20 protein-coding genes are annotated in these 20570 nt (G+C 43.3%); 12 read left to right on the top strand and 8 right to left on the bottom strand.

What is annotated here, in order from left to right:
- The first annotated feature begins 12 nt into the window (after positions 1 to 12).
- Positions 13 to 483 carry a DUF6231 family protein gene (locus FTT73_RS03880; RefSeq protein ID WP_005171117.1) on the top strand — a complete coding sequence of 157 codons (471 nt, stop codon included), beginning with the start codon at positions 13 to 15 and terminating at the stop codon, positions 481 to 483.
- 98 nt (positions 484 to 581) lie between these two features.
- A complete protein-coding gene (locus FTT73_RS03875) occupies positions 582 to 1262 on the top strand; it encodes a YidB family protein (protein WP_180191038.1) in 681 nt (226 codons plus the stop codon).
- 65 nt (positions 1263 to 1327) lie between these two features.
- On the opposite strand, the gene FTT73_RS03870 is transcribed toward FTT73_RS03875, so the two are convergent.
- Genes FTT73_RS03870 through FTT73_RS03860 form a run of 3 tightly spaced genes read right to left on the bottom strand, consistent with a single transcriptional unit; the run spans position 1328 to position 3290 of the window.
- Positions 1328 to 1942, bottom strand: a complete 615-nt coding sequence (locus FTT73_RS03870; protein ID WP_005096777.1) for an OB-fold-containig protein — start codon at positions 1940 to 1942, stop codon at positions 1328 to 1330.
- A gap of 20 nt (positions 1943 to 1962) precedes the next feature.
- The gene (locus FTT73_RS03865; RefSeq protein WP_171304337.1) at positions 1963 to 2271 is read right to left on the bottom strand and encodes a Rieske (2Fe-2S) protein; all 309 of its coding nucleotides are present in this window, start codon (positions 2269 to 2271) and stop codon (positions 1963 to 1965) included.
- 14 nt (positions 2272 to 2285) lie between these two features.
- Positions 2286 to 3290 carry an adenosine kinase gene (locus FTT73_RS03860; protein ID WP_159138148.1) on the bottom strand — a complete coding sequence of 335 codons (1005 nt, stop codon included), beginning with the start codon at positions 3288 to 3290 and terminating at the stop codon, positions 2286 to 2288.
- A gap of 277 nt (positions 3291 to 3567) precedes the next feature.
- Between FTT73_RS03860 and FTT73_RS03855 the strand changes: the two genes are divergently transcribed.
- The 3 genes from FTT73_RS03855 (at position 3568) to FTT73_RS03845 (ending at position 8289) form a co-directional block, all read left to right on the top strand.
- Positions 3568 to 4020 (top strand): GNAT family N-acetyltransferase, encoded by a 453-nt coding sequence (locus FTT73_RS03855; RefSeq protein ID WP_100535023.1) that lies wholly within the window; start codon positions 3568 to 3570, stop codon positions 4018 to 4020.
- A 165-nt stretch (positions 4021 to 4185) separates the two neighbouring features.
- A complete protein-coding gene (locus FTT73_RS03850) occupies positions 4186 to 7125 on the top strand; it encodes an insulinase family protein (RefSeq protein WP_005171109.1) in 2940 nt (979 codons plus the stop codon).
- Between the two features lie 21 nt (positions 7126 to 7146).
- The gene (locus tag FTT73_RS03845; RefSeq protein ID WP_180191037.1) at positions 7147 to 8289 is read left to right on the top strand and encodes a phospholipase A; all 1143 of its coding nucleotides are present in this window, start codon (positions 7147 to 7149) and stop codon (positions 8287 to 8289) included.
- A gap of 71 nt (positions 8290 to 8360) precedes the next feature.
- Here the strand turns inward: FTT73_RS03845 and FTT73_RS03840 are convergent, their stop codons facing one another.
- The 3 genes from FTT73_RS03840 to ilvA all read right to left on the bottom strand — a co-directional run bounded on the left by FTT73_RS03840 (position 8361) and on the right by ilvA (position 12055).
- Positions 8361 to 9701 (bottom strand): TrkH family potassium uptake protein, encoded by a 1341-nt coding sequence (locus FTT73_RS03840; RefSeq protein WP_180191036.1) that lies wholly within the window; start codon positions 9699 to 9701, stop codon positions 8361 to 8363.
- Complete coding sequence (locus FTT73_RS03835) at positions 9698 to 10354, bottom strand: TrkA family potassium uptake protein (RefSeq protein WP_180191035.1); 657 nt, start codon at positions 10352 to 10354, stop codon at positions 9698 to 9700. Before FTT73_RS03835 ends, FTT73_RS03840 begins: the two co-directional genes overlap by 4 nt.
- 162 nt (positions 10355 to 10516) lie before the next feature.
- Positions 10517 to 12055, bottom strand: coding sequence for a threonine ammonia-lyase, biosynthetic (gene ilvA, locus FTT73_RS03830; protein ID WP_005171103.1), 1539 nt, complete (start codon positions 12053 to 12055; stop codon positions 10517 to 10519).
- Positions 12056 to 12159: 104 nt separating this feature from the next.
- Between ilvA and rpiA the strand changes: the two genes are divergently transcribed.
- From rpiA to FTT73_RS03795, 7 genes are all read left to right on the top strand, one after another.
- A complete protein-coding gene (gene rpiA, locus FTT73_RS03825) occupies positions 12160 to 12831 on the top strand; it encodes a ribose-5-phosphate isomerase RpiA (protein WP_100355010.1) in 672 nt (223 codons plus the stop codon).
- A 150-nt stretch (positions 12832 to 12981) separates the two neighbouring features.
- Entirely contained in the window at positions 12982 to 13659 is a 678-nt protein-coding gene (locus FTT73_RS03820) for a M48 family metallopeptidase (protein ID WP_180039759.1), read from the top strand.
- Positions 13660 to 13861: 202 nt separating this feature from the next.
- The gene (argC, locus tag FTT73_RS03815) at positions 13862 to 14917 is read left to right on the top strand and encodes an N-acetyl-gamma-glutamyl-phosphate reductase (RefSeq protein ID WP_171304333.1); all 1056 of its coding nucleotides are present in this window, start codon (positions 13862 to 13864) and stop codon (positions 14915 to 14917) included.
- Between the two features lie 77 nt (positions 14918 to 14994).
- A complete protein-coding gene (locus FTT73_RS03810) occupies positions 14995 to 15744 on the top strand; it encodes a DUF6776 family protein (protein WP_074382830.1) in 750 nt (249 codons plus the stop codon).
- A gap of 18 nt (positions 15745 to 15762) precedes the next feature.
- Entirely contained in the window at positions 15763 to 16176 is a 414-nt protein-coding gene (gene clpS, locus FTT73_RS03805) for an ATP-dependent Clp protease adapter ClpS (RefSeq protein ID WP_005171093.1), read from the top strand.
- A 9-nt stretch (positions 16177 to 16185) separates the two neighbouring features.
- On the top strand, positions 16186 to 18462 hold the full coding sequence (clpA, locus tag FTT73_RS03800; protein WP_005171089.1) for an ATP-dependent Clp protease ATP-binding subunit ClpA: 2277 nt from the start codon (positions 16186 to 16188) through the stop codon (positions 18460 to 18462).
- A 96-nt stretch (positions 18463 to 18558) separates the two neighbouring features.
- Positions 18559 to 18912: a YnfA family protein gene (locus FTT73_RS03795; protein ID WP_005096798.1), complete on the top strand. Its 354-nt coding sequence runs from the start codon at positions 18559 to 18561 to the stop codon at positions 18910 to 18912.
- A gap of 104 nt (positions 18913 to 19016) precedes the next feature.
- On the opposite strand, the gene FTT73_RS03790 is transcribed toward FTT73_RS03795, so the two are convergent.
- Positions 19017 to 19490, bottom strand: a complete 474-nt coding sequence (locus FTT73_RS03790; RefSeq protein ID WP_180077435.1) for a hypothetical protein — start codon at positions 19488 to 19490, stop codon at positions 19017 to 19019.
- A gap of 103 nt (positions 19491 to 19593) precedes the next feature.
- The gene (gene argF / locus FTT73_RS03785; protein WP_005171086.1) at positions 19594 to 20514 is read right to left on the bottom strand and encodes an ornithine carbamoyltransferase; all 921 of its coding nucleotides are present in this window, start codon (positions 20512 to 20514) and stop codon (positions 19594 to 19596) included.
- Positions 20515 to 20570 lie beyond the last annotated feature (56 nt).

Genomic DNA, 20570 nt, shown 5'->3' with positions numbered 1-20570 from the left:
AAGGATGCAGTTATGGCTGAGCAGAATGTCATTACTTCAATGCTAGACGATTTCGCACAGGAACAGCCAATTCATACTGCTATTTGTATTGGGCAGGACTTAAGGCAAGTCCAGTTTCAGCCATCTATTCAATGGCACTATTTTAGCGTATCTGGCTTTTTAAATCTGCCTTTTCAACAACGTTATGACCTGGCTGTGGTAATGCTGGATACGATAGAAACCGAACATTTGTCTGAACAGATCATGAGTCAAATCTTGGTAAAATTGCGTGATTTATTTGCTAAACGTCTGGTGGTGATCAGTCGGCTGCAAGATGAAAAACTATTGAGAGCTTTGGGGTTTACCCAGCTGATTGACAAGACCACGCACGGAGCGGATTTTGCGCTGTGGCAGTTTAATATTTTAACCTATAAGCATGTGCCCGACTGGTTTAACTCCAAGTTCTGGGCCAATCCGGAAAACTGGGATAAATTTCGCTGGTAAGCCTGTGCCTGCTTAATTGCAAATATTAACACAATCCTGCCTAGACAATATGAGGACAGACCGTATTCTGTAACTATGATGCATACAGGATATAGAGCATGACGAATCTGAGTAATATCGTGGAAATATTGGCCAAGCAGGCATTGGGTGGCGGGCAGTCTCAAAAGCGATCTTCACAGCAGGGTGGTCTGGCAGATATCCTGGGATCGGTATTGGGTCATTTGAATAAATCTCAGACTCAACAAGATCAGAGTCAACACAATCAGAATCAGCAGAATCAAGCCGGCCAGCAGACCCGACAAAATGGTTTGGGTGCAATTTTAGGTTCAGTTCTCAGTCAGTTAGGTGGTGCAAATCGTCAAAGTACTGCTCAACCCCGTTCAGGATTGGGAGGAGGTTCGACTGGCAAAACCTTATTGATTGCTGTGCTACCTCTGGTACTGACCTGGATTCAAAAACAGGGTGGTTTACAGGGTGCATTGGATAAGCTTAAAGGACAGGGGTTGAATAGTCAGGTTGATGACTGGGTGTCGACTGGCCCGGGTGAAAATGCCAATGTCGATCCGCAGCAGGTACAAAATCTGTTTGATGATCAGGAAATTGAAGAAGTTGCACAGCAAACTCATGCGCCTAAACAGGATGTGTATAGTGCAATTTCACAAGTCTTGCCGCAGATTATTGACTCACTTACGCCACAGGGTGAACAGACCAGTAAGCAGGAAGCCAATAATGATATTCAAAATGTCTTGAATATGGTCTCAGGGCTTCTCAAAAAATAAATTCCATCATGTAAAAATCCCGATTTGAGTCGGGATTTTTTAATGCTATGCAGACTTTAAAATCGCTAATCTAGGTTCAGGCTAAACAGCTGGTTAGAGTCGCAGATTTTTTTGGCAATATAATGAGATTTTCGGGTGCGAATTAAAATAATTTGCGATTGAAAACCCAGTTCACCAAATTCCGGTTCTACCTGTACATAATGCAGTTGTCCATATTCATCTCGAACCCGCGCTTGAGCAGAAAATCCAGGGCGGGCATTGCCACTTGAAATCGTTGCCAGACGGCCGAGCAAATTGACATTATTCTTTTTATATTTGGGTGGAATGACCTGATCCAGGCAATGAATCATGAAAATCGTAAAAAAAGTGGCAATAATTAAAGCCGGAATAATCAGATAATAAGCCGGCAGAAACTCAAACTCCTGAGAATAGATCAGGAATTGTAAAACATAGCCAGCAAAGCTGAAATTCATCAGAAAGAAAAATACAATTAGAGTTTTGGAGAATTTGACATTTAACAGGTCTAATTGTTGAAAATTATAAGGTGAAATTTTTTGCAAAAATTTGCTGGATCTGAGTCCAAAATAGAAACCAATGGTTTTCACCACGCCAAACAAAATAATCGCCAATAAACTGAGATGAAAAGGCATCAGATTATAGTCTAGAAAAAATGCAGGCATGGTGAAGTCCGTTTTAGGTCTTATTCTGTGAGGTAAATTCCACCATCAGAATGCACGGTAATTTCTACTTTTTCAAGTGACTGACCTTGGCAAGGCCCGGAAATACATTCACCGCTTTCTACCAAAAACAGTGCACCATGCGTTGAACATTCAATAAATTCCTGATCACGATCCAAAAACTGGTTTTCCAGAAATTCCAGCTCGACTTGCAAATGCGGACACAGGTTTTGATAGGCATAAAAGGCTCCATCGCGCTGGGTAATAAAAATAATATCCCCATTCTCCAGTTCAAAAGCTCGGGCTTCACGCTCTGGAATATCTTCGGTCATACAAATTTTAAACATTAAGCACATTCCTTCTGAAAGTCTTGTAATAATGCCGCATAGTCTTCAATCGCTAAACGTGGGCCAAATTGCGAAACCACCTGACTGGAAATTAAAATCGCCAGTTCAGCCGCAGTTTTAAGACCTAGGTTGGCATTCAAGGCATACAGGAAAGCCCCGGCAAATGCATCACCGGCACCATTCGCATCTACTGCAGTAACTTTGCGGCCAGGAACTTTAAATGTATTGTCGTGATCCGAAATAAGTGCACCCTCGGCTGACAATGTAATGACAACGTGTTGACTGAGTGTTTTTAATTTAACTAGAGCCGCGTCAATATTATCGGTCTCTGTATACATCAGGGCTTCTTGCTGGTTACACAGCAACAGGTCGACACCTTCTGCAATCATTTCATCCAGACCGGCACGCGCATATTGCACCATGGCAGGATCCGATAAAGTTAAAGCAATTTTAACTCCGTTAGCGCGGGCAATTTCACGTGCCTGTTTGACGGCATGGCGTGCTGTTTCAGAAGTCGATAAATAACCTTCGATATATAGCCATTTCGCAGTATTTAGCGCACTAAAATCAATTTGTTGATCCGTGAGTTCAGCAGTAATACCTAGATAAGTATGCATGGTACGTTCAGAATCAGGACTCACCAGAACCATACAAGTTCCCGTTACACCTTCGCTGATCGACTGGATTGTGGTCTGAATGCCCGCATCATTTAAACCTTTCAGATAGATTTGCCCCAGTTCATCATTACCAACACGGCAACCATAAAATGCAGAACCGCCAAGTGCAGAAAATGCCACGGTAGTGTTGGCTGCTGAACCGCCTGAAGCCTGACCTTTATAAACTTGAGTCGCTTGAAGATTTTGATAAAGCGTGGCCTGAGTATCACCATCTGTCAGCTGCATGGTGCCTTTTTGCAAGTGATGTGCAGTTAAAAAGTCGTCAGACACTTTAAATTCTTGGTCAATCAGCGCATTACCAATTGCAAAAAGATCAACATTTGCCATGTTTAAATATCACATTAAAAATGAAAGTGCCAAGTTTACACGATTGCTTGGGATTGCTGTAGTTTGCTGAATCATTTTCAAATATTTTCCAAGAATGCTGTATTTTATTCAGTGACTATCTTTGGTCTAAGATTTGACTTATTTTTATGCACTACGTTGCTGTAGCATTGATTTAAGCATCAAATTTTATTTATAAGGATATATCGCGTTCGACATGATACTTTAAAGTCGCTCTGCGAAGATCATTCTTCACAATCATTTCAAATAGTGTGCGTATATGGATATTAAAATTGTAAAAGTTGAACAACTTCCTGACCAGGTCGAAACGCTAGCTACCCTTGCGCGTAAAGAAGGCTTAGATGTGATGGATAAGTTAATTGAAGAATATCGCACCGGTAAAAACTGCTTTGCTCAAGCCAATGAACATTTACTGGTCGCGCATGATGGCAAAAAACTGATTGCCTGTGGTGGCCTAAACCAGCAATGGGGCGATAATGGCATTGAAGAGCGGATTGGTCGTGTGCGCCGTTTCTATGTCCATCCAAAATATCGGCTACATGGGGTCGGTAAACAGCTTCTGGCTTATCTGGAACAGTTGGCAGCTCCGCATTATTCGGCCTTATGTCTGCAAACAGATACCCGACTGGCTGCAAGTTTTTATCAAAAACAGAATTATGTATTTGTGGAAAATAATCCAAGTTATAACTACTTCAAATATTTGATTTCGTGATCTTGCTGCTGTTGAGCCAGACTTAGCCAGTAAATTTGATGATTTAATTTTCAAATGATCAAGTTTACTTAATTCGATCAAAATCCTCGGTTTTCAACGTGAATAATTCAGATAACTAAAGCTATAATGTCCTTAGTTATTTTAATTAAAGCATTAGGAGATCGCATGACTGTAGATGTCACTGAAACCATTTCTCAAACTGTACATCCTGCGTTTCAGTTGTTACGTCAACAACATGTTGAAGCTTTAGACATTTTTGTGTCTGAATATAAACATAAAGTGACTGGCGCCACACATTATCACCTGGCGACCAATCACGATGAAAATGTCTTTCTGGTGGCGTTTCGTACCCAGCCGATGGATTCTAAAGGCGAAGCACATATTTTGGAACATACTGCATTATGCGGTTCAGAAAAGTTCCCGGTGCGTGATCCATTCTTCCTGATGATCCGCCGTTCATTGAACACCTTTATGAATGCCTTTACTGCGGCAGACTGGACGGCTTATCCATTTGCAACGCAAAACAGCAAAGATTTTCAAAACCTGCTTGAAGTGTATATGGACGCGGCATTTGCTGCGAACCTGAATCCACTGGATTTTGCTCAGGAAGGCATTCGCATTGAACTGGAAAATGGCGAGCCAGTCTATAAAGGCGTGGTCTTTAATGAAATGAAAGGGGCGATGAGTTCGCCTTCAGACCAGCTGTATCATACGCTGGCGCATCATTTATATCCGCATACCACTTATCATTATAATTCTGGTGGTGATCCTAAAGATATTCCTGACTTAACTTACCAAGAGTTAGTCGATTTCTATAAGTCACATTATCATCCAAGTAATGCAGTCTTCATGACTTTTGGTAATCAATCTGCATTTGAACTGCAAGAACAGTTTGAAAAACTGGCATTGTCCAAATTCGAGCAGGGTCAGACCTTATATCCAACGCCTGAAACCCGTTTGACTGCACCATTGACTGTGACAGACAGCTATGCGGTCGATGCTGAAGATTTGCAGGACAAAACCTATCATGTGCTGTCATGGTTATTGCCAGAAGCCAGCAATATTAAACTGCGTTTGGGTATGCGTTTAGTCGAAGGGATTCTGCTGGAAGATTCAGCATCACCACTGCGTCATTATCTGGAAACCTGTGACTATGCACAGTCTAGTGGTCCATTTATGGGCGTGGATGATTCTAATTTTGAAATGACCTTCTACTGTGCGGTGCAGGGTTCAAATCCTGAACATGCAGAAGAATTTAAAAATGGCGTGTTTAAAGTTTTAGAAGATGTCGCCTCTAAACCGGTCGATCAGAACATGGTCGATGCAATTTTGCATCAAATTGAACTGCATCAGCGTGAAATCAATGGGGATGGCACGCCTTATGGTCTGAGCCTGATTCTGAGCGGTTTGGGCAGTGCGATTCATCACCGTGATCCGGTGGAAGTCTGGGATGTGGATTCCGCGATTGCTGCGGTGAAAGAAGAACTGCAAGATCCAATGTGGTTATCCAACCTGATTCAAGAGCATCTGCTGGATAATCCGCATCGTGTACAACTGACCCTAGTTCCGGATGCGACCAAATCTGCCAAAGAAGCGGCCGATGAAAAAGCCCGTCTGGCTGAAATTGGCAAGAATCTAACCGAAGAGCAGAAAGCTGACATTATTGCCCAGACTGAAGCATTGAATGTGCGTCAGGATACACCGGATGACTTGAACTTATTGCCAAAAGTCGGTCTGGAAGATGTACCTGCGGAATTACAGATTGTTCAGGGCCAGTTACGCGAGATTATCTGTAATCAGGTCGATACGCCGTTGAACCTGTATCATGCCGGTACCAATGGTATTTATTATCAACAGGTTTTAGTGAATATTCCAGATGACGTGGTGCAGTCGCCATACTTCAACCTGCTTTCGATCCTGATGGGCGAAGTCGGTGCGGGTGAATATGATTATCTGGAATTCCAGCAACTGCAAACTGCAGTAAGTGGCGGTCTGGGTATGGGCGCATCGCTGCGCTCTAAAGTCGATGACAAAAACAAGATCACGGCTTGGCTGACACTGACCACCAAATCGCTGGTGAATCATTTAGATGCCATTCGTCTGTTAAAGATCGGTTTTGAACAGCTGCGTTTTGATGAAAAAGACCGTATTATTGAACTGTTACAACAGCGTAAAACACGTTGGCAGTCACGTGTTTCCGGTTCGGGGCATAGCTATGCGATGCAATCTGCATCTCGTCAGCACAGTGCCTTGGCATTGCGTGATTATCACAATACTGGTTTGGGTGCATTAAACTGGCTGATCGAGCTGGTCTCTAAAATTGAAAAAGATCCGGCTGAATATGATCTGCTGATTGACGAGTTAAAACGAATTCATCGTGTCTTGTTGCAAGCCCCGAAGCAGTTCCTGCTGGTGTGTGAAGAGCCGCAATCTGATAGCTTGATTGAAGAAATCCAGAATGTCTGGGACAAACTGGCGGTTGATCCTGCACCGGTTGCACTGACTCAAATCGAAAAAGTGACGCATGATCAGCATGAAGCCTGGTTAATTCAGGCCAATGTCCAGTTCTGCGCGGCTGCTTATCCGGCGGTCGAAGTGGCGCATCCTGATGCTGCTGCCTTGATGGTGCTGGCGGGTTATTTACGTAATGGCTTCCTGCACAGTGCAATCCGTGAAAAAGGTGGTGCTTATGGCGGTGGTGCCAGCTATGACGGCAATGCCTGTTCATTCCGTTTCTACAGCTACCGTGACCCGCGTCTGGCAGAAACCTTTCAGGACTTTGATGCCAGTATTCAGTGGTTACTCAATGCGCCGCAACAGCCGCATCAACTGGAAGAAGCGATTCTGGGTCTGATTGCCAGTATGGATAAACCGGGTTCACCAGCGGGCGAGGCAATCACTGCATGTTATGCCTATCTGCATCAGCGTACACCAGCATTCCGTAAGAAATTACGTGAACGTCTGTTAAATGTCACACTGGATGATTTAAAGCGTGTTGCACAAACTTATCTGCTTGAGCAGCAGGCCACTAAGGCAGTCGTGGCGCCAGTGGCAAAACGTGAAACGCTGGAGCAGCTTGGTTTTGTAATTCAACAAGTTCTATAAATAAAAAAATGAGGATAAGGGATGGCGCTTAATTCGTTTAAGCGCTCAACTCTGCAGCTGAGCGTTGTGCTGGGCTGTACAGTTGGGACGCAAGTGAATGCGGAAGAAAAAATAGTGGTGAATAGTCCCATGCCGGCAACGGCTGAAGCTTGTGCAGCACTGGAAATCAGTGCAGAACGTCTGGCCTGTTATGATAGCTTGTTTAAAATAGTGGTTACCGATAAGCCGGTGATCGTTTCTGAACGTCGTGCAGCAGCAGAAATTGCGCCTGAACCGGATAATTTAAAAGCCAAAATTGGACAAACCGTTTCCAATATTTATGCTTCTGAAGGATCAAAGCTGACACCAAATCTGTCTTTGCTGGATAGTCGCTGGGAATTGTCTCCGGAAAGTAAACTGGGTACCTGGAACATCCGTTCTTATCAGCCAATTTACCTGATGCCCGGTTTTTGGACTTCAAAGAAAAACGAATTTCCACAGAGTGAAAATCCACAAAATACGGTAGAAGAGGATCAAAATCTCACCTCAATCGAATCAAAGTTTCAACTGTCTCTAAAAACCAAGGCCGTTGAAAATATTCTGGGGAATAATGGGGATCTCTGGCTCGGTTATACTCAGTCTTCACGTTGGCAGGTCTATAACTCGGAAGAGTCACGTCCGTTTCGTGAAACCAATTATGAACCCGAAGCAAGTTTTGTTTTGCGTACCAATTATGACCTTTTTGGTCTTAACTGGCGTATGTTGGGACTAACCATTAATCATCAGTCCAATGGCCGTTCTGACCCGTTGTCGCGTAGCTGGAACCGCGTCATGCTGAATCTGGGCTTTGAAAAAGACAATTTTGCCCTGATGGTTCGCCCTTGGTATCGCTTTGAAGAGAATCGTGACGACGATAACAATCCCGAGATCAAGAACTATATTGGACGCGGCGATATGACGGCTTTTTATCGTCATAACGAACATGATTTTTCTTTAATGCTGCGTCATACCTTAAAAGGCGGAGATGACAATCGTGGTGCAGTTCAGTTCGACTGGTCATTCCCGATCAGTGGGCGCTTACGTGGTCAATTCCAGCTTTTTGATGGCTATGGCGAAAGTCTGATTGATTATAACCATCGTGCCACTTATGTGGGCTTGGGTGTTTCCTTAATGAACTGGTTCTAAGTTTCCAGACTTCATCATTTTAGAATTAATATAAAAAAACCATGCTGTGGCATGGTTTTTTATTGGGTGGTTTAACCAATCTGGATTTCTGAAGGTGGATGTTTGATTCGGCTCTTTTTCGGGGTAGCAATGAAATAAGCTAAAGTCAGTGGCCCTAAACGTCCTGCAAACATTAACAGCATCAAAATAATCAAACTGGCAGGTTGCAGCTCTTCGGTTATTCCTCGGGTCAAGCCGACCGTGCAGGCTGCTGACACGGCTTCAAACAACAGATCGAGAAAGTCATGTTCAGGTTCCAGAATTAATAAACTCATAAAGCCCATCACAATTAAGGCAGCTGTAATACAGACCACGGCCAGTGCCTTAAATGTGGTTTTTTCGGGAATAGAATGATTAAACAGACGGATTTCATCTTCACGTCTTAAAAAACTGATTACGCTAATCAATACAATAATAAACGTGCCGACTTTAATTCCGCCCGCCGTACTTAAGGAGCCGCCGCCAATAAACATCAGAAACATGGTGACGAGGGTCGATGCATCACTCATTTGCTCCATCGGTAAGCTATTAAAGCCTGAAGAGCGGGGAACAGTGGCATGGAACCAGGCATTTACGGCTTGATCGCCTAGACTCATCAGGCCCAGAGTTTGCGGATTAGAGGCTTCGAGTAGCCATAGTACAATAAACGCACTCAGATTGAGCCCCAGAATCGTCGAAAGAATGAGCTTGCTATTGGTACTTAACTTGCGCCAGCGTCTATGTTGCTTGACATCCATCAGCACCAGAAAGCCGATACCACCAATGATATACAGCATACTGATGGTAAAGGTGATCAGATACTGCCCTGAAAAACTCATCAAGCTATTTGGAAAAAGTGAAAATCCACCATTATTGAACGCTGACACACTATAAAAGGCAGCATAAAAGAGTGCTTCACTGAGCGGATATTCTCTGAGCCAGGACAAGGTCAGAATCAGCGTACCGATGGCTTCAAAAAACAGGGAATATAAAAATACCGCTTTAATGGTAAAACTGACTTTTTTCAGGCTGGTCTGGCCAATCGATTCCTGTGCCATGACTTGCTGTTTGAGCCCCATCTTGGGTGCCAGACTCATCACTGCCAGAATGGCAAAAGTCATAAAACCCAGTCCACCGCATTGTAGTAAAAACATAATGACTATCTGGCCAAATACCGTATAGGCCTCACCGACATTGACCACTGACAGTCCGGTAATCGTCACCGCAGAGGTTGCTGTAAAAATGGCTTCCAGCCAGCTGATTTCCCCATGATGCGCAATAGGCAGCATCAGCAGCAGCGAGCCGAGCAGGATTAATCCGAGAAACCCCAAAGCCAATAAGCTCGGAGGGCTGAGATTAACGGTTCTATGTTGCTTTAGGTCTGAGGTGTTCATAGGTGTTTGAAGTATTTGGAAAGACGGCGTAAGGGTTCCAATAATCCTTCAACCAGCAAAATATCGTTTTCCTGGAGAATTAAATCGGCTGCTACCTGGTATTGCACCACAGATCCACGTTTATGTAATAAGGTGCTGATTTCGGGTGCATGCTTCATCAGTTGATTCAGTGGCGTACCATGATGATCAGCATGAATCTCGATTTTGACAATATAATGATCATCTTCAAGTGCCATATAGCGACTGACCATCGGATAGCTTAAGGACTGCGCCACACGAACACCCATATCTTCTTCGGGATGAATGATTTTCTCGACATTGAGATGGGTCAGAATCATGTGATGGGATTTGGATTTGGCTTTTACCCAGATTTTTTTGACGCCCATATTTTTCAGGTGCAATACACACAAAATACTGGCTTCAATATCTTCTCCGATCGCCACGACTACGGCATCACAACGCTGCACATTCAGTTCATCCAGCACATGCTCATCGGTTGCATCAGCAATTACAGCATGGGTCAGTTGATCAGAAATATTTTCTACATATTTTTTATTCAGATCGATTCCGATCACTTCATGATTCAGACTGATCAGTTGCGTGGCCACAGTCGCACCAAAACTACCCAGCCCAATCACTGCAAATAATGCCATGAATATTGTCCTAACTATTTTTATTACATCTCAATTTTAGTGTAAGAGAATTTCGTAAAAATTGCGCTGCTATTCAGCAAGCTATGCCGAGATAAATAGTATGATCATGATTTTGAGTTGCACATAAAAAACCGCCTCGAAAGGCGGTCTATATTTTAACAATTACTTCAGGAAGCGCTGATAGCCCAGATTATTGGTAATTTCCTGATATGGATATGTAATGGTTTCAAGGGTTTCAATCAAGCCATCCGGATTCTGCTGCGCATCGGTCGCCTCCAGACCCACCAGAACACGCCCTTCCGCAGCGCCGTGGTTACGGTAATGGAACAGGGTAATGTTATGCGTTGGGCCAAGACGTTCCAGGAACATTAATAAAGCACCAGGACGTTCTGGAAATTCCACCCGGAACAGGCGTTCATTTTCAATATCGGCATGACCACCAATCAGGTAACGAATATGCAGTTTTGCCACTTCATCATCAGACAGGTCATCGACGTCATACTGGAATTTTAGCGTTTCATAAATTTCCTGACGTTCTTTTTCACCATTTTTTAAGCTGATCCCAACAAATACTTGAGCAGCAGAGACATCACTGGCACGGTAATTAAATTCGGTAATATTGCGACCTTGCAAAGCGCGACAGAAGTTGAGGAATGAACCTTTCTGTTCCGGAATCGTCACGGCAAAAATCGCTTCTTTACGTTCACCGAGTTCGGTACGTTCGGCGATATAACGCAAACGGTCGAAGTTCATATTGGCACCGCATACAATCGACACCATATTTTTGCCTTCGATTTTATGTTCTTCGACATATTTTTTAATGCCGGCCAATGCCATAGCACCTGAGGGTTCGACAATGCTGCGGCATTCGTCATAAGTATCTTTAATGGCTGCACAAATTTCGTCGGTATTGACCAGTACCACATGTGGTTCTACGATCGGGCCAGAATTATCTGACTTTTGCAGGCGAATCACTTCAAATGGTTTTTCACCAATTTGTGCAACGGCTGTACCGTCAGCGAATAAACCCACAGAAGGTAAAATGACACGTTCATTGGCCTCTAAAGCTGCTTTTAAGCATGCCGATTCGTCATATTCCACCGGAATGACTTTGACATGCGGGGCAACATCACCCAGGTAGGCTGCCACACCTGCGATCAGGCCACCGCCACCTACCGCTACAAATACATAATCAACATCGCGCCATTGACGCAAGATTTCATTGGCAATGGTACCTTGACCCGCCATCACCAGCTCATCATCATAAGGCGGAATAAAAGTCATGCCATCTTCTTGAGCACGTTGAATTGCATATTTGTTGGCAACGTCGAATGAGTCACCATGTAAAACAACTTCACCCCCAAGGCGTTTTACCGCTTGGACTTTAATATCTGGTGTTGTTTTTGGCATTACGATAATGGCGCGAATACCCAATTTTTTACCCGATAATGCCACGCCTTGCGCATGGTTGCCTGCTGAAGCTGTGATGACACCACGTTCCAGTTGAGATTTCGGCAATTGACTAATGCGGTTATAAGCACCACGTAATTTGAATGAAAAAACCGGTTGTAAATCTTCACGTTTAAAGCGGATGTTATTATTGAGTCGTTCGCTAATTCGTGGTGCTGCTTCGAGTGGAGTTTCGATTGCAACATCGTAGACCGTTGCTTGTAATATTTGTCGAACCAAACGAGACAGCATGTTAATTTTCCATCTAACAGTTTAAAATAGGCGCTTATTGTAACAAACCATACGGCTTTGCGGTTCGAAAATACTGCAAAAGTCCAAAATAGTTGAGTGAAGCCATGAGTCTATATGCAACCCAAGATGAGAAAAAACAAGCAGCGGCCCGTGCTGCTCTGAAACACTTACCAAAAGGCGGCATTTTAGGCGTAGGTACCGGAAGTACGGTTAACTTTTTAATCGATTTATTGCCAGAACTTCAGTTAGAAGCGGCTGTGGCAAGTTCTGAAGCAACGGCGCAACGTCTTAAGAAGTTAGGCATTGAAGTGGTCGATATGAACTCTGTCGGCGGACTAGATGCTTATGTCGACGGCGCAGATGAAATTGATCGTCATTTGCATATGATCAAAGGTGGTGGTGCAGCACTGACACGTGAAAAAATTGTGGCATCGATTGCGAAAAAATTTGTGTGTATCGTGGATGATTCAAAATGGGTCGGACAATTAGGACGCGATTTCCCACTGCCAGTTGAAGTAATTCCTATGGCACGTTCTGCGGTTGCACGTAAAATTGTCTCTCTGGGCGGTGATCCTGCATATCGTGAAGGTGTCGTGACTGACAATGGTAATGTGATTTTAGATGTGCATAATCTGAATATCTTAAATGCACTCGAGCTTGAAAAAACGCTTAACAATATTCCTGGCGTGGTCTGTAACGGAATTTTTGCGATTAATAAAGCGGACATCGCAATTGTGGCAACCAATGATGGTATTGAAGAACGTACTGCGGTTTAATCCTTTAATTTTATAAATTAAATCCCCCTAAATCTCCCTGAGCGAAGTTTTAAAGCACTGCTTTAAAACAAGTGCGAGAAGGGAGACTTTTAAAAGCCCCTCTTTGAAAAAAGGAGGGTTAGGGAGGATTAAAAATAAAATCAATAAAATATGATTCCAAACCTCCCTGAAATCCAAATCACTCGAAAATTACGCGCAACACGCTTGAGACTGCGTGTAGAGCCGACGCAAATTAAATTAACTGTGCCGCAGTTTTGTACACAGCGCCAAGTTCAAGAATTTTTAAAACAATCAGAACAATGGCTGATTAAAACCTGGCAATCGCAGCAGGAAAAAGTCCAAAAAATAGACCGAACGCTACCAACTGAGCTACAGTTGTTTAATTTAAACGTGCCAGTTCAGATTTATTATCAAAGCCAGAAACATAACTTTGTTTTTGATTCTGAGAAGTTACAGCTCTGTGTCAGTGATCGACATCCTGAGGAATATTTAAAAGCCTTTGTCATCAGCTATGCCAAAGACCAGCTTCCCCTATATTTAAATCTTGTCTCACAGCAATGCAATCTGCCTTTTAAGAAGTGCAATATTCGACAGCCCAAAACCCGCTGGGGCAGTTGTTCTGCTCAGCATGACATTATGCTGAATAGTGCTTTGGTGCTATTTCCCGAAGAAATTACCCGTTATGTCGCGGTACATGAACTGGCACATACCCAATATTTTGATCATAGTTCACTTTTTTGGGCGGAAGTGGCCAAATATGATCCGCATTTTCAGCAGCATCGGAAAATGCTAAAAAATACGCCGTTGCCATATTGGTGGGAAGCTTAAAATTGAACTGAATAGAGAATGAGAGGGAAATAAAGGCTTAAAATAGCCTAAGCAATATAGATATTACTTTTCCATCTCTCTTTAATTTTAAAATTGTCTTCAGTACTTATAAAAAACCAGTAATCCCCGCTGAAACAGTTTAGAAAACCTCAACTTCCTGTCATACTACGCAGTTACGAAATGGAAACTTTGATTTGAGGTAGTGATCGTGATTACTGTTGGTATTGTCGGTGGTACAGGTTATACAGGCGTTGAATTGTTGCGTCTTTTGCTACGACACCCAAATGTACAGGTGAATGTACTAACATCACGTACCGAAAATGGTCGCCGTGTAGATGATATGTTCCCAAGTTTACGCGGACATACCGATCTTCAATATTCAGATTTAAATATCGATGAACTTAAAAAATGCGATGTCGTGTTCTTTGCAACGCCGCATGGTGTCGCAATGAAACATGCTGAAGCGCTTGTGGCTGCAAAGACCAAAGTCATTGACCTGGCTGCAGATTTCCGTTTACAAGATCTGCAACAGTTTGAAAAATGGTATGGCATGCAACATGCTTGCCCAGAACTGTTGAAAGACTCTATTTACGGTTTATCTGAATTGAATCGTGAACAAATTAAACAGGCCAATGTAGTTGGAAACCCGGGTTGTTATCCAACCACGGTTCAGTTGGGGCTGGCGCCAGTATTAACATCAAGTGACGCATTAGTGAAACCTGAAAGCATTATTATTGATGCGAAATCAGGTGTGTCGGGTGCAGGTCGTAAAGCAAGCTTGGGCGGCATCTATACTGAAAATGCCGATAACTTTAAAGCCTATGGCGTAGCAGGTCACCGCCATCATCCTGAAATTGTCGAAGCTCTGGAAAATATCTCAGGTCAAAAAGATGTGTTTGATCACATTTTATTTGTTCCGCATTTGGTGCCAATGATCCGTGGTATGTTGTCGACCATCTACATCGATCTCACTGAAGCAGGACAAGCAGCAGATTTACAGGCATTGTATGAACAGTTCTATGCCAATGAAACTTTTGTCGATGTCATGCCAGCAGGCAGCTCACCAGAAACCCGTTCAGTGCGTGGTGCCAATCAGTTGCGTATAGCCTTGTACAAGCCGCAACCGACCAAGCTGGTAGTCCTGGTTGTACAGGATAACTTGGTGAAAGGTGCAGCAGGTCAGGCCGTACAAAACATGAACCTGATGTTCGGATTTGCCGAAGATGCTGGCTTAAATAATATTGGTTTATTACCATAAGAAACGTATTAGAACTTCACACACATTTAGATTTGGATTTAAATGTGTGTCTTGAATAAAGCAAACAAGAGATCAAAATGCCGAATAACGAGTCAAATACGACCATTCCTCAGGAACCAGCTGCAAAAAAATCTTTGATGAAAGGCAATACGCCCTTGGTCATTGGTGCGGCTGTATTGATCTTGAGCAGTGGTGTGCTCGGATATACCGTAGGACACCGTCAGGGTTTGACTGCGGCGGGTTATGATGCAGATGCAGAGCAACTGGTCGATGTGGTACAGACACAAAAAGCCAGTCTGGAAACATTAAATAAGAATCTGAATACTGCGGTTCAGGAGCGTGATCTGGCGGTGAGTAATGCCAATGATCTCTATCTGGCCATGACCAAGGCGCGTGATGAACAGGTGCAGGCTGAAAGTGTCGGAACCATTTATCGCGAGGTCTTACGTCAGCGTGGCGGTTTGGCTTTGGCCGTGCAAAACCTGTCGATTAAGCCTTTGCCTGAAAATGCCTTTGAATATCAGATTGATCTGGTTCAAGTTAGTCCGGGCAAAAGTCGTGCCTCTGGGAGTATTGAATTACGCTTGATTAAAGGGACTGAAATTCTGGTGGTGCCACTGGAAGACAAAAACTTTAATTTTGAAAATTATGAGCGTTTAACAGGTCGCTGGAGCATGCCAAAAGGCTTTAAGCCAGAATTTATTGAGATACGTCTCAGCGGTGCCAAACCGGTGATCCGTCGTTTTAGCTGGGAACAGGGCAAAGCAGTTGAAAATCAGTCTGCCGCCTTGTCAGAAATTCCGAAAACCGAAGCAAATGCAAATTAAGTGTGAAATATAAATCTTATGCCAAGCAATAAACGTCAAATGTGTTTAAGTGATATCAAAAATTCTTTTTATGAATCTGGAATTGTTGATTGGCATATCAGCCCGCGTTTAGCAAATGAACCTCTGGAAGGTGATGATTCTGACCTTGCTGTGCAGACTGCACCGCCAGAACTGAAACGTCCGCCCTTATATGCTGTCGTTTTAATGAACGACGACTATACCCCGATGGAATTTGTAATTGAAATTTTACAACAATACTTTGCAATGAATCTTGACCAAGCTACACAAGTAATGCTAACTGTACATTATGAAGGAAAGGGTGTAGCTGGGGTCTATCCTCGAGACATTGCGGAAACCAAAGCGAACCAAGTCAATAATTATGCTCGATCACAAGGTCATCCATTACTTTGCCAAATAGAGCCTAAAGATTAAGGGGGTTACATGCTCAGTCGTCAATTAGAAGTATCACTACGTTTGGCTGTCAGCATGGCTCGTCAAAAGAGACATGAGTTCCTGACCGTAGAACATTTATTATTAGCCTTGCTTGACAATGACTCTGCCGTAAATGCGCTTAAAGCATGTGGCGCAGACATTATCGTGTTGCGCAAGGAATTAGAAGAATACGTAGAACAGCATACCCCTAAGCTTGGTGAAAATAGTGATCAGGCACCACACCCAACAGAAAGTTTTGACCGGATCTTGCAGCGCGCGATTTTTCACGTGCAATCTAGCGGTGGTGATCGGACTGTAGAAGGTGCTGATATTCTGGTTGCGATGTATTCTGAGCGTGACTCATTTGCCGTCTATCTATTGAAACGTCATCAAATTAATCGCCTTACGCTAACTCAGTACCTGTCTCATGGTACGCGTAAAGAAGAAGTACAGGGTGAAGAAGAAATTGAAGACCTCGATGGTGAGTCTGCATCTTCAGCCAGTTCAGGTCCGCTTGAACTGTATACGACTAATCTCAATATCGAAGCGCAAAAGGGCAAGACCGATCCACTGATTGGTCGTGAAAAAGAAATTGAACGTGCCGCTCAAATTCTGTGCCGCCGCCGTAAAAATAACCCACTTCTTGTCGGTGATCCGGGGGTCGGTAAAACCTCGATTGCAGAAGGTTTGGCATGGTTGATCGTTAATGGTAAAGCGCCAAAACCACTCGAAAATGCTGAAATTTTCAGTCTGGATATTGGAGCATTAGTTGCCGGAACAAAATACCGTGGTGACTTTGAAAAACGCTTGAAACAGCTTTTAAATGCGCTGAAAAAGAAACCTGAAGCTGTGCTGTTTATTGATGAAATTCACATGATTATTGGTGCAGGCTCCAGTATGGGCAGCACCATGGATGCATCGAATCTGATCAAGCCTGCATTGGCCAATGGCACTTTACGTTGCATTGGTTCAACCACTTTTCAGGAATACCGTCAGGTCTTTGAGAAAGATCATGCTTTGTCACGCCGTTTCCAGAAAATCGATGTGAATGAGCCATCTATTTCTGAAACCATTGATATCCTACGTGGCCTGAAATCCAAGTTTGAAGATTTCCATCATGTGCAATATGACGATCAGGCATTGGTATCTGCGGTTGAACTTTCTGCGAAGTTCATCAATGACCGTTTCTTGCCAGATAAAGCCATTGACGTGATTGATGAAGCAGGTGCGCAGCGCCGTTTAAAAGCTGAACAAGATGACAGTTTGATCACGGTAGAAAATATCGAAGATATCGTGTCGAAAATTGCGCGTATACCACCAAAAACGGTCTCTAAAGATGACAAGAGCGTACTGGAAAATCTTGAGCGCGATCTGAAACGGGTGGTCTTTGGTCAGGATGAAGCGATCGAAGCTTTAGCGTCTGCCATTAAACTGTCTCGTGCCGGTTTGAAATCTCCAGATAAACCTGTGGGCAGCTTTGTTTTTGCTGGCCCAACCGGTGTCGGTAAAACCGAAGTGACCAAGCAGCTGGCTAAGCAGATGGGCGTAGAGCTGGTTCGCTTTGATATGTCCGAGTACATGGAACGCCACGCAGTGTCGCGTTTAATCGGTGCACCTCCGGGCTATGTCGGTTTTGATCAGGGTGGTTTGTTGACTGATGCGATCCATAAAAATCCACATTGTGTGCTATTGCTTGATGAGATCGAAAAAGCGCATCCAGATGTCTTTAACCTGTTATTGCAGATTATGGATCATGGTTCCTTGACCGACAATAACGGACGTAAATCGGATTTCCGTAACGTGGTCTTGGTACTCACCACCAATATTGGTGCTGAAAGTATTTCACGTATTAGCATTGGCTTTATGGAACAGGACAATAGCAACGATAACCAGGAAGCGATGAAGAAAGCCTTCTCTCCGGAATTCCGTAACCGTCTTGACGGCGTGATTCAGTTCAAGGCATTGCCAAGCAGCATCATTGAAAATGTCGTGGATAAATTCCTGACCGAACTTCAAGCGCAACTGGATGATAAGAAAGTCATGCTGGAAGTGGATCAGAGTGCGCGTGAATGGATGTCAGAGCAAGGCTATGACCGTTTAATGGGCGCACGCCCAATGCAGCGTCTGATTCAGGAACACCTGAAAAAACCATTGGCAGAAATGATCCTGTTTGGTGAACTGGCTGAAAATGGCGGTAATGTTGCAGTGTCGGTGAAGAAAGAAAATGGTAAAGCTGTTGGCTTAAAACTTGAAGTCTTTGAAGACCAGACTGCTGAACCTGCTTAATCAATATGAAAAAATAAAACCCGTGCAAGCACGGGTTTTTTCATGCACTCATATTTTAAATCATCAAATTCATTCATACAGTTCAAAAGACAAATCATGGATATTCAAATTACCAAGCTGCTCACCACTTTTTGCCTGTTTCTGGTCACGGCATTGATGGAAATTTTAGGCTGTTATTTTCCCTACCTGATTTTAAATCAGGGAAGAAGTCACTGGTTGTGGATTCCAACAGCTCTGGCTTTGGCGGCTTTCGTCTGGCTACTCACCTTGCATCCGGCTGCTTCTGGACGGATTTATGCCGCTTATGGTGGCATCTATATTTTTTCGGCGCTAATGTGGTTGCGCTTCGTTGATCAAGTCACACTGTCACGTTGGGATTTGCTTGGCGGGATGGTAGTAATACTGGGGGCACTGATTATAATTCTACAGCCGCAAGGTTTGGTGCGTTAGCAGGATATAACAGCAAACCTCATCAAAAAGAGGCAGCTATAGCGACCTCTTTGTTTTCTTGATGTTTTAATCCTGAATAAAAGCCAATATCTTATTTCTTTAGACTATTTCAATTTGCAATCTTTCTGGGAAATATCAGTTTTATAGGTTTGTGTTTGCGAGCTCAGGCTGAGCTCGACCTTGTATGGGTTTTCAATCTGATAGCGATGCTCAAAGAAAATCTCGCAATTATTGAGCAGATTATTACGGATCATTTTCATCACTTCTTTGCGGCCCAGATCTTTTTCAAATTGGCTAAAATCCGGTGTGGTGATTAAACCTTTCAATGTGGTTTTATTGGCACTTAACTGTAATTGTTCAATAATTGTATTCTGATCGATCTGTAAAGGTAAAGTTCTGGAATCTTCTGCACTCAGTACTGCGAGTAATTCATTCAGTTCAGCTTTTTTCTGAATTTTAAATTTGCTGTCAATAATATTTTTTTCCTGAAGATATTGATCAAATTCAGAAGCATGAACGGAGAAGGTGGCACTGCTAAAACCTACCAATAGTGCCAAAGCCCAATATTTTTTTTGCATTGTATAACATCACTTTTTATTCCATTTCAATCATGATTATAAGAGCTGAGACAAAAAAAGCACCAGAGATTGGTGCTTAATTTGTGAAGATTCAGCTTTTAATTTAGTCTTTTTTCAGATTTTCATTAATCAGGAATTCAACCAGGGCTTTCTGTGCGTGCAAGCGATTTTCAGCTTCATCCCAAACCACGGCATTTTTATGGTCAAGCAAGTTTTCTGAAATTTCTTCGCCGCGGTGCGCAGGTAAGCAGTGCATAAACAAACAATCCGGATGCGCAAGATCCATCAGGCGTTCATTCACTTGATAGTCTGCAAATGCTTTCTCACGGATTTTTTGTTCTTCTTCTTGGCCCATGCTTGCCCAAACGTCAGTCACAATCAGGTCAGCATTCACGGCTGCATCTTCAGCGGTATCGACCAGTTCAACACAATGCGCAAATTCAGACAGGAATTTTTCTTGTGGTTCATAACCTTTTGGCGCTGCAATTTTCAGATTAAAGCCCCACATGTGTGCTGCTTCAATATATGAATTACACATGTTGTTGCCATCACCGATCCAGGCAACAGTTTTACCTTCGATTGAGCCGCGTTGCTCTACATAGGTCTGCATGTCAGCAAGTAACTGGCAAGGATGGTGATCATCTGTTAAAGCATTAATCACAGGAACTTTTGAATAAGATGCAAAACGTTCCACGATATCATGACCGAAAGTACGGATCATCACGATATCTAGCATGCTTGAAATCACGCGTGCAGAATCTTCAATCGGTTCACCGCGGCCTAACTGGGTATCGCGAGAAGACAGGAAAATTGCGCTACCACCAAATTGGCTCATGCCAGCTTCAAACGAAACACGCGTACGGGTACTCGATTTCTCAAAAATCATGCCCATCACTTTACCAACAAATGGTTGGAACACTTCATTGTTATGCTGTTTGCGCTTAAGCTCAATTGCGCGTTGCAAAATCTGGTTAAGTTCTAAAGTTGATAAATCGCGTAAGGTGAGAAAGTGACGGAGAGCCATTCGTTACTCCACAATAATTGCCGAAAAACTCGATCAACAATCAGTTGTTGGTTAGT

The sequence above is a fragment of the Acinetobacter sp. YH01006 genome, from assembly GCF_013420445.1.
GTDB lineage: Bacteria > Pseudomonadota > Gammaproteobacteria > Pseudomonadales > Moraxellaceae > Acinetobacter > Acinetobacter pseudolwoffii.
Note: the sequence above shows the minus strand (reverse complement) of the source record. Positions and strands in the feature narration are given on the sequence as shown.

Excerpts from the sequence above, each read along its gene's own strand:
- FTT73_RS03880 (WP_005171117.1), top strand. The coding sequence starts at position 13 with ATGGCTGAGCAGAATGTCATTACTTCAATGCTAGACGATTTCGCACAG.
- FTT73_RS03875 (WP_180191038.1), top strand. The coding sequence starts at position 582 with ATGACGAATCTGAGTAATATCGTGGAAATATTGGCCAAGCAGGCATTG.
- FTT73_RS03870 (WP_005096777.1), bottom strand. The coding sequence starts at position 1,942 with ATGCCTGCATTTTTTCTAGACTATAATCTGATGCCTTTTCATCTCAGT.
- FTT73_RS03865 (WP_171304337.1), bottom strand. The coding sequence starts at position 2,271 with ATGACCGAAGATATTCCAGAGCGTGAAGCCCGAGCTTTTGAACTGGAG.
- FTT73_RS03860 (WP_159138148.1), bottom strand. The coding sequence starts at position 3,290 with ATGGCAAATGTTGATCTTTTTGCAATTGGTAATGCGCTGATTGACCAA.
- FTT73_RS03855 (WP_100535023.1), top strand. The coding sequence starts at position 3,568 with ATGGATATTAAAATTGTAAAAGTTGAACAACTTCCTGACCAGGTCGAA.
- FTT73_RS03850 (WP_005171109.1), top strand. The coding sequence starts at position 4,186 with ATGACTGTAGATGTCACTGAAACCATTTCTCAAACTGTACATCCTGCG.
- FTT73_RS03845 (WP_180191037.1), top strand. The coding sequence starts at position 7,147 with ATGGCGCTTAATTCGTTTAAGCGCTCAACTCTGCAGCTGAGCGTTGTG.
- FTT73_RS03840 (WP_180191036.1), bottom strand. The coding sequence starts at position 9,701 with ATGAACACCTCAGACCTAAAGCAACATAGAACCGTTAATCTCAGCCCT.
- FTT73_RS03835 (WP_180191035.1), bottom strand. The coding sequence starts at position 10,354 with ATGGCATTATTTGCAGTGATTGGGCTGGGTAGTTTTGGTGCGACTGTG.
- ilvA (WP_005171103.1), bottom strand. The coding sequence starts at position 12,055 with ATGCTGTCTCGTTTGGTTCGACAAATATTACAAGCAACGGTCTACGAT.
- rpiA (WP_100355010.1), top strand. The coding sequence starts at position 12,160 with ATGAGTCTATATGCAACCCAAGATGAGAAAAAACAAGCAGCGGCCCGT.
- FTT73_RS03820 (WP_180039759.1), top strand. The coding sequence starts at position 12,982 with ATGATTCCAAACCTCCCTGAAATCCAAATCACTCGAAAATTACGCGCA.
- FTT73_RS03810 (WP_074382830.1), top strand. The coding sequence starts at position 14,995 with ATGCCGAATAACGAGTCAAATACGACCATTCCTCAGGAACCAGCTGCA.
- clpS (WP_005171093.1), top strand. The coding sequence starts at position 15,763 with ATGCCAAGCAATAAACGTCAAATGTGTTTAAGTGATATCAAAAATTCT.
- clpA (WP_005171089.1), top strand. The coding sequence starts at position 16,186 with ATGCTCAGTCGTCAATTAGAAGTATCACTACGTTTGGCTGTCAGCATG.
- FTT73_RS03795 (WP_005096798.1), top strand. The coding sequence starts at position 18,559 with ATGGATATTCAAATTACCAAGCTGCTCACCACTTTTTGCCTGTTTCTG.
- FTT73_RS03790 (WP_180077435.1), bottom strand. The coding sequence starts at position 19,490 with ATGCAAAAAAAATATTGGGCTTTGGCACTATTGGTAGGTTTTAGCAGT.
- argF (WP_005171086.1), bottom strand. The coding sequence starts at position 20,514 with ATGGCTCTCCGTCACTTTCTCACCTTACGCGATTTATCAACTTTAGAA.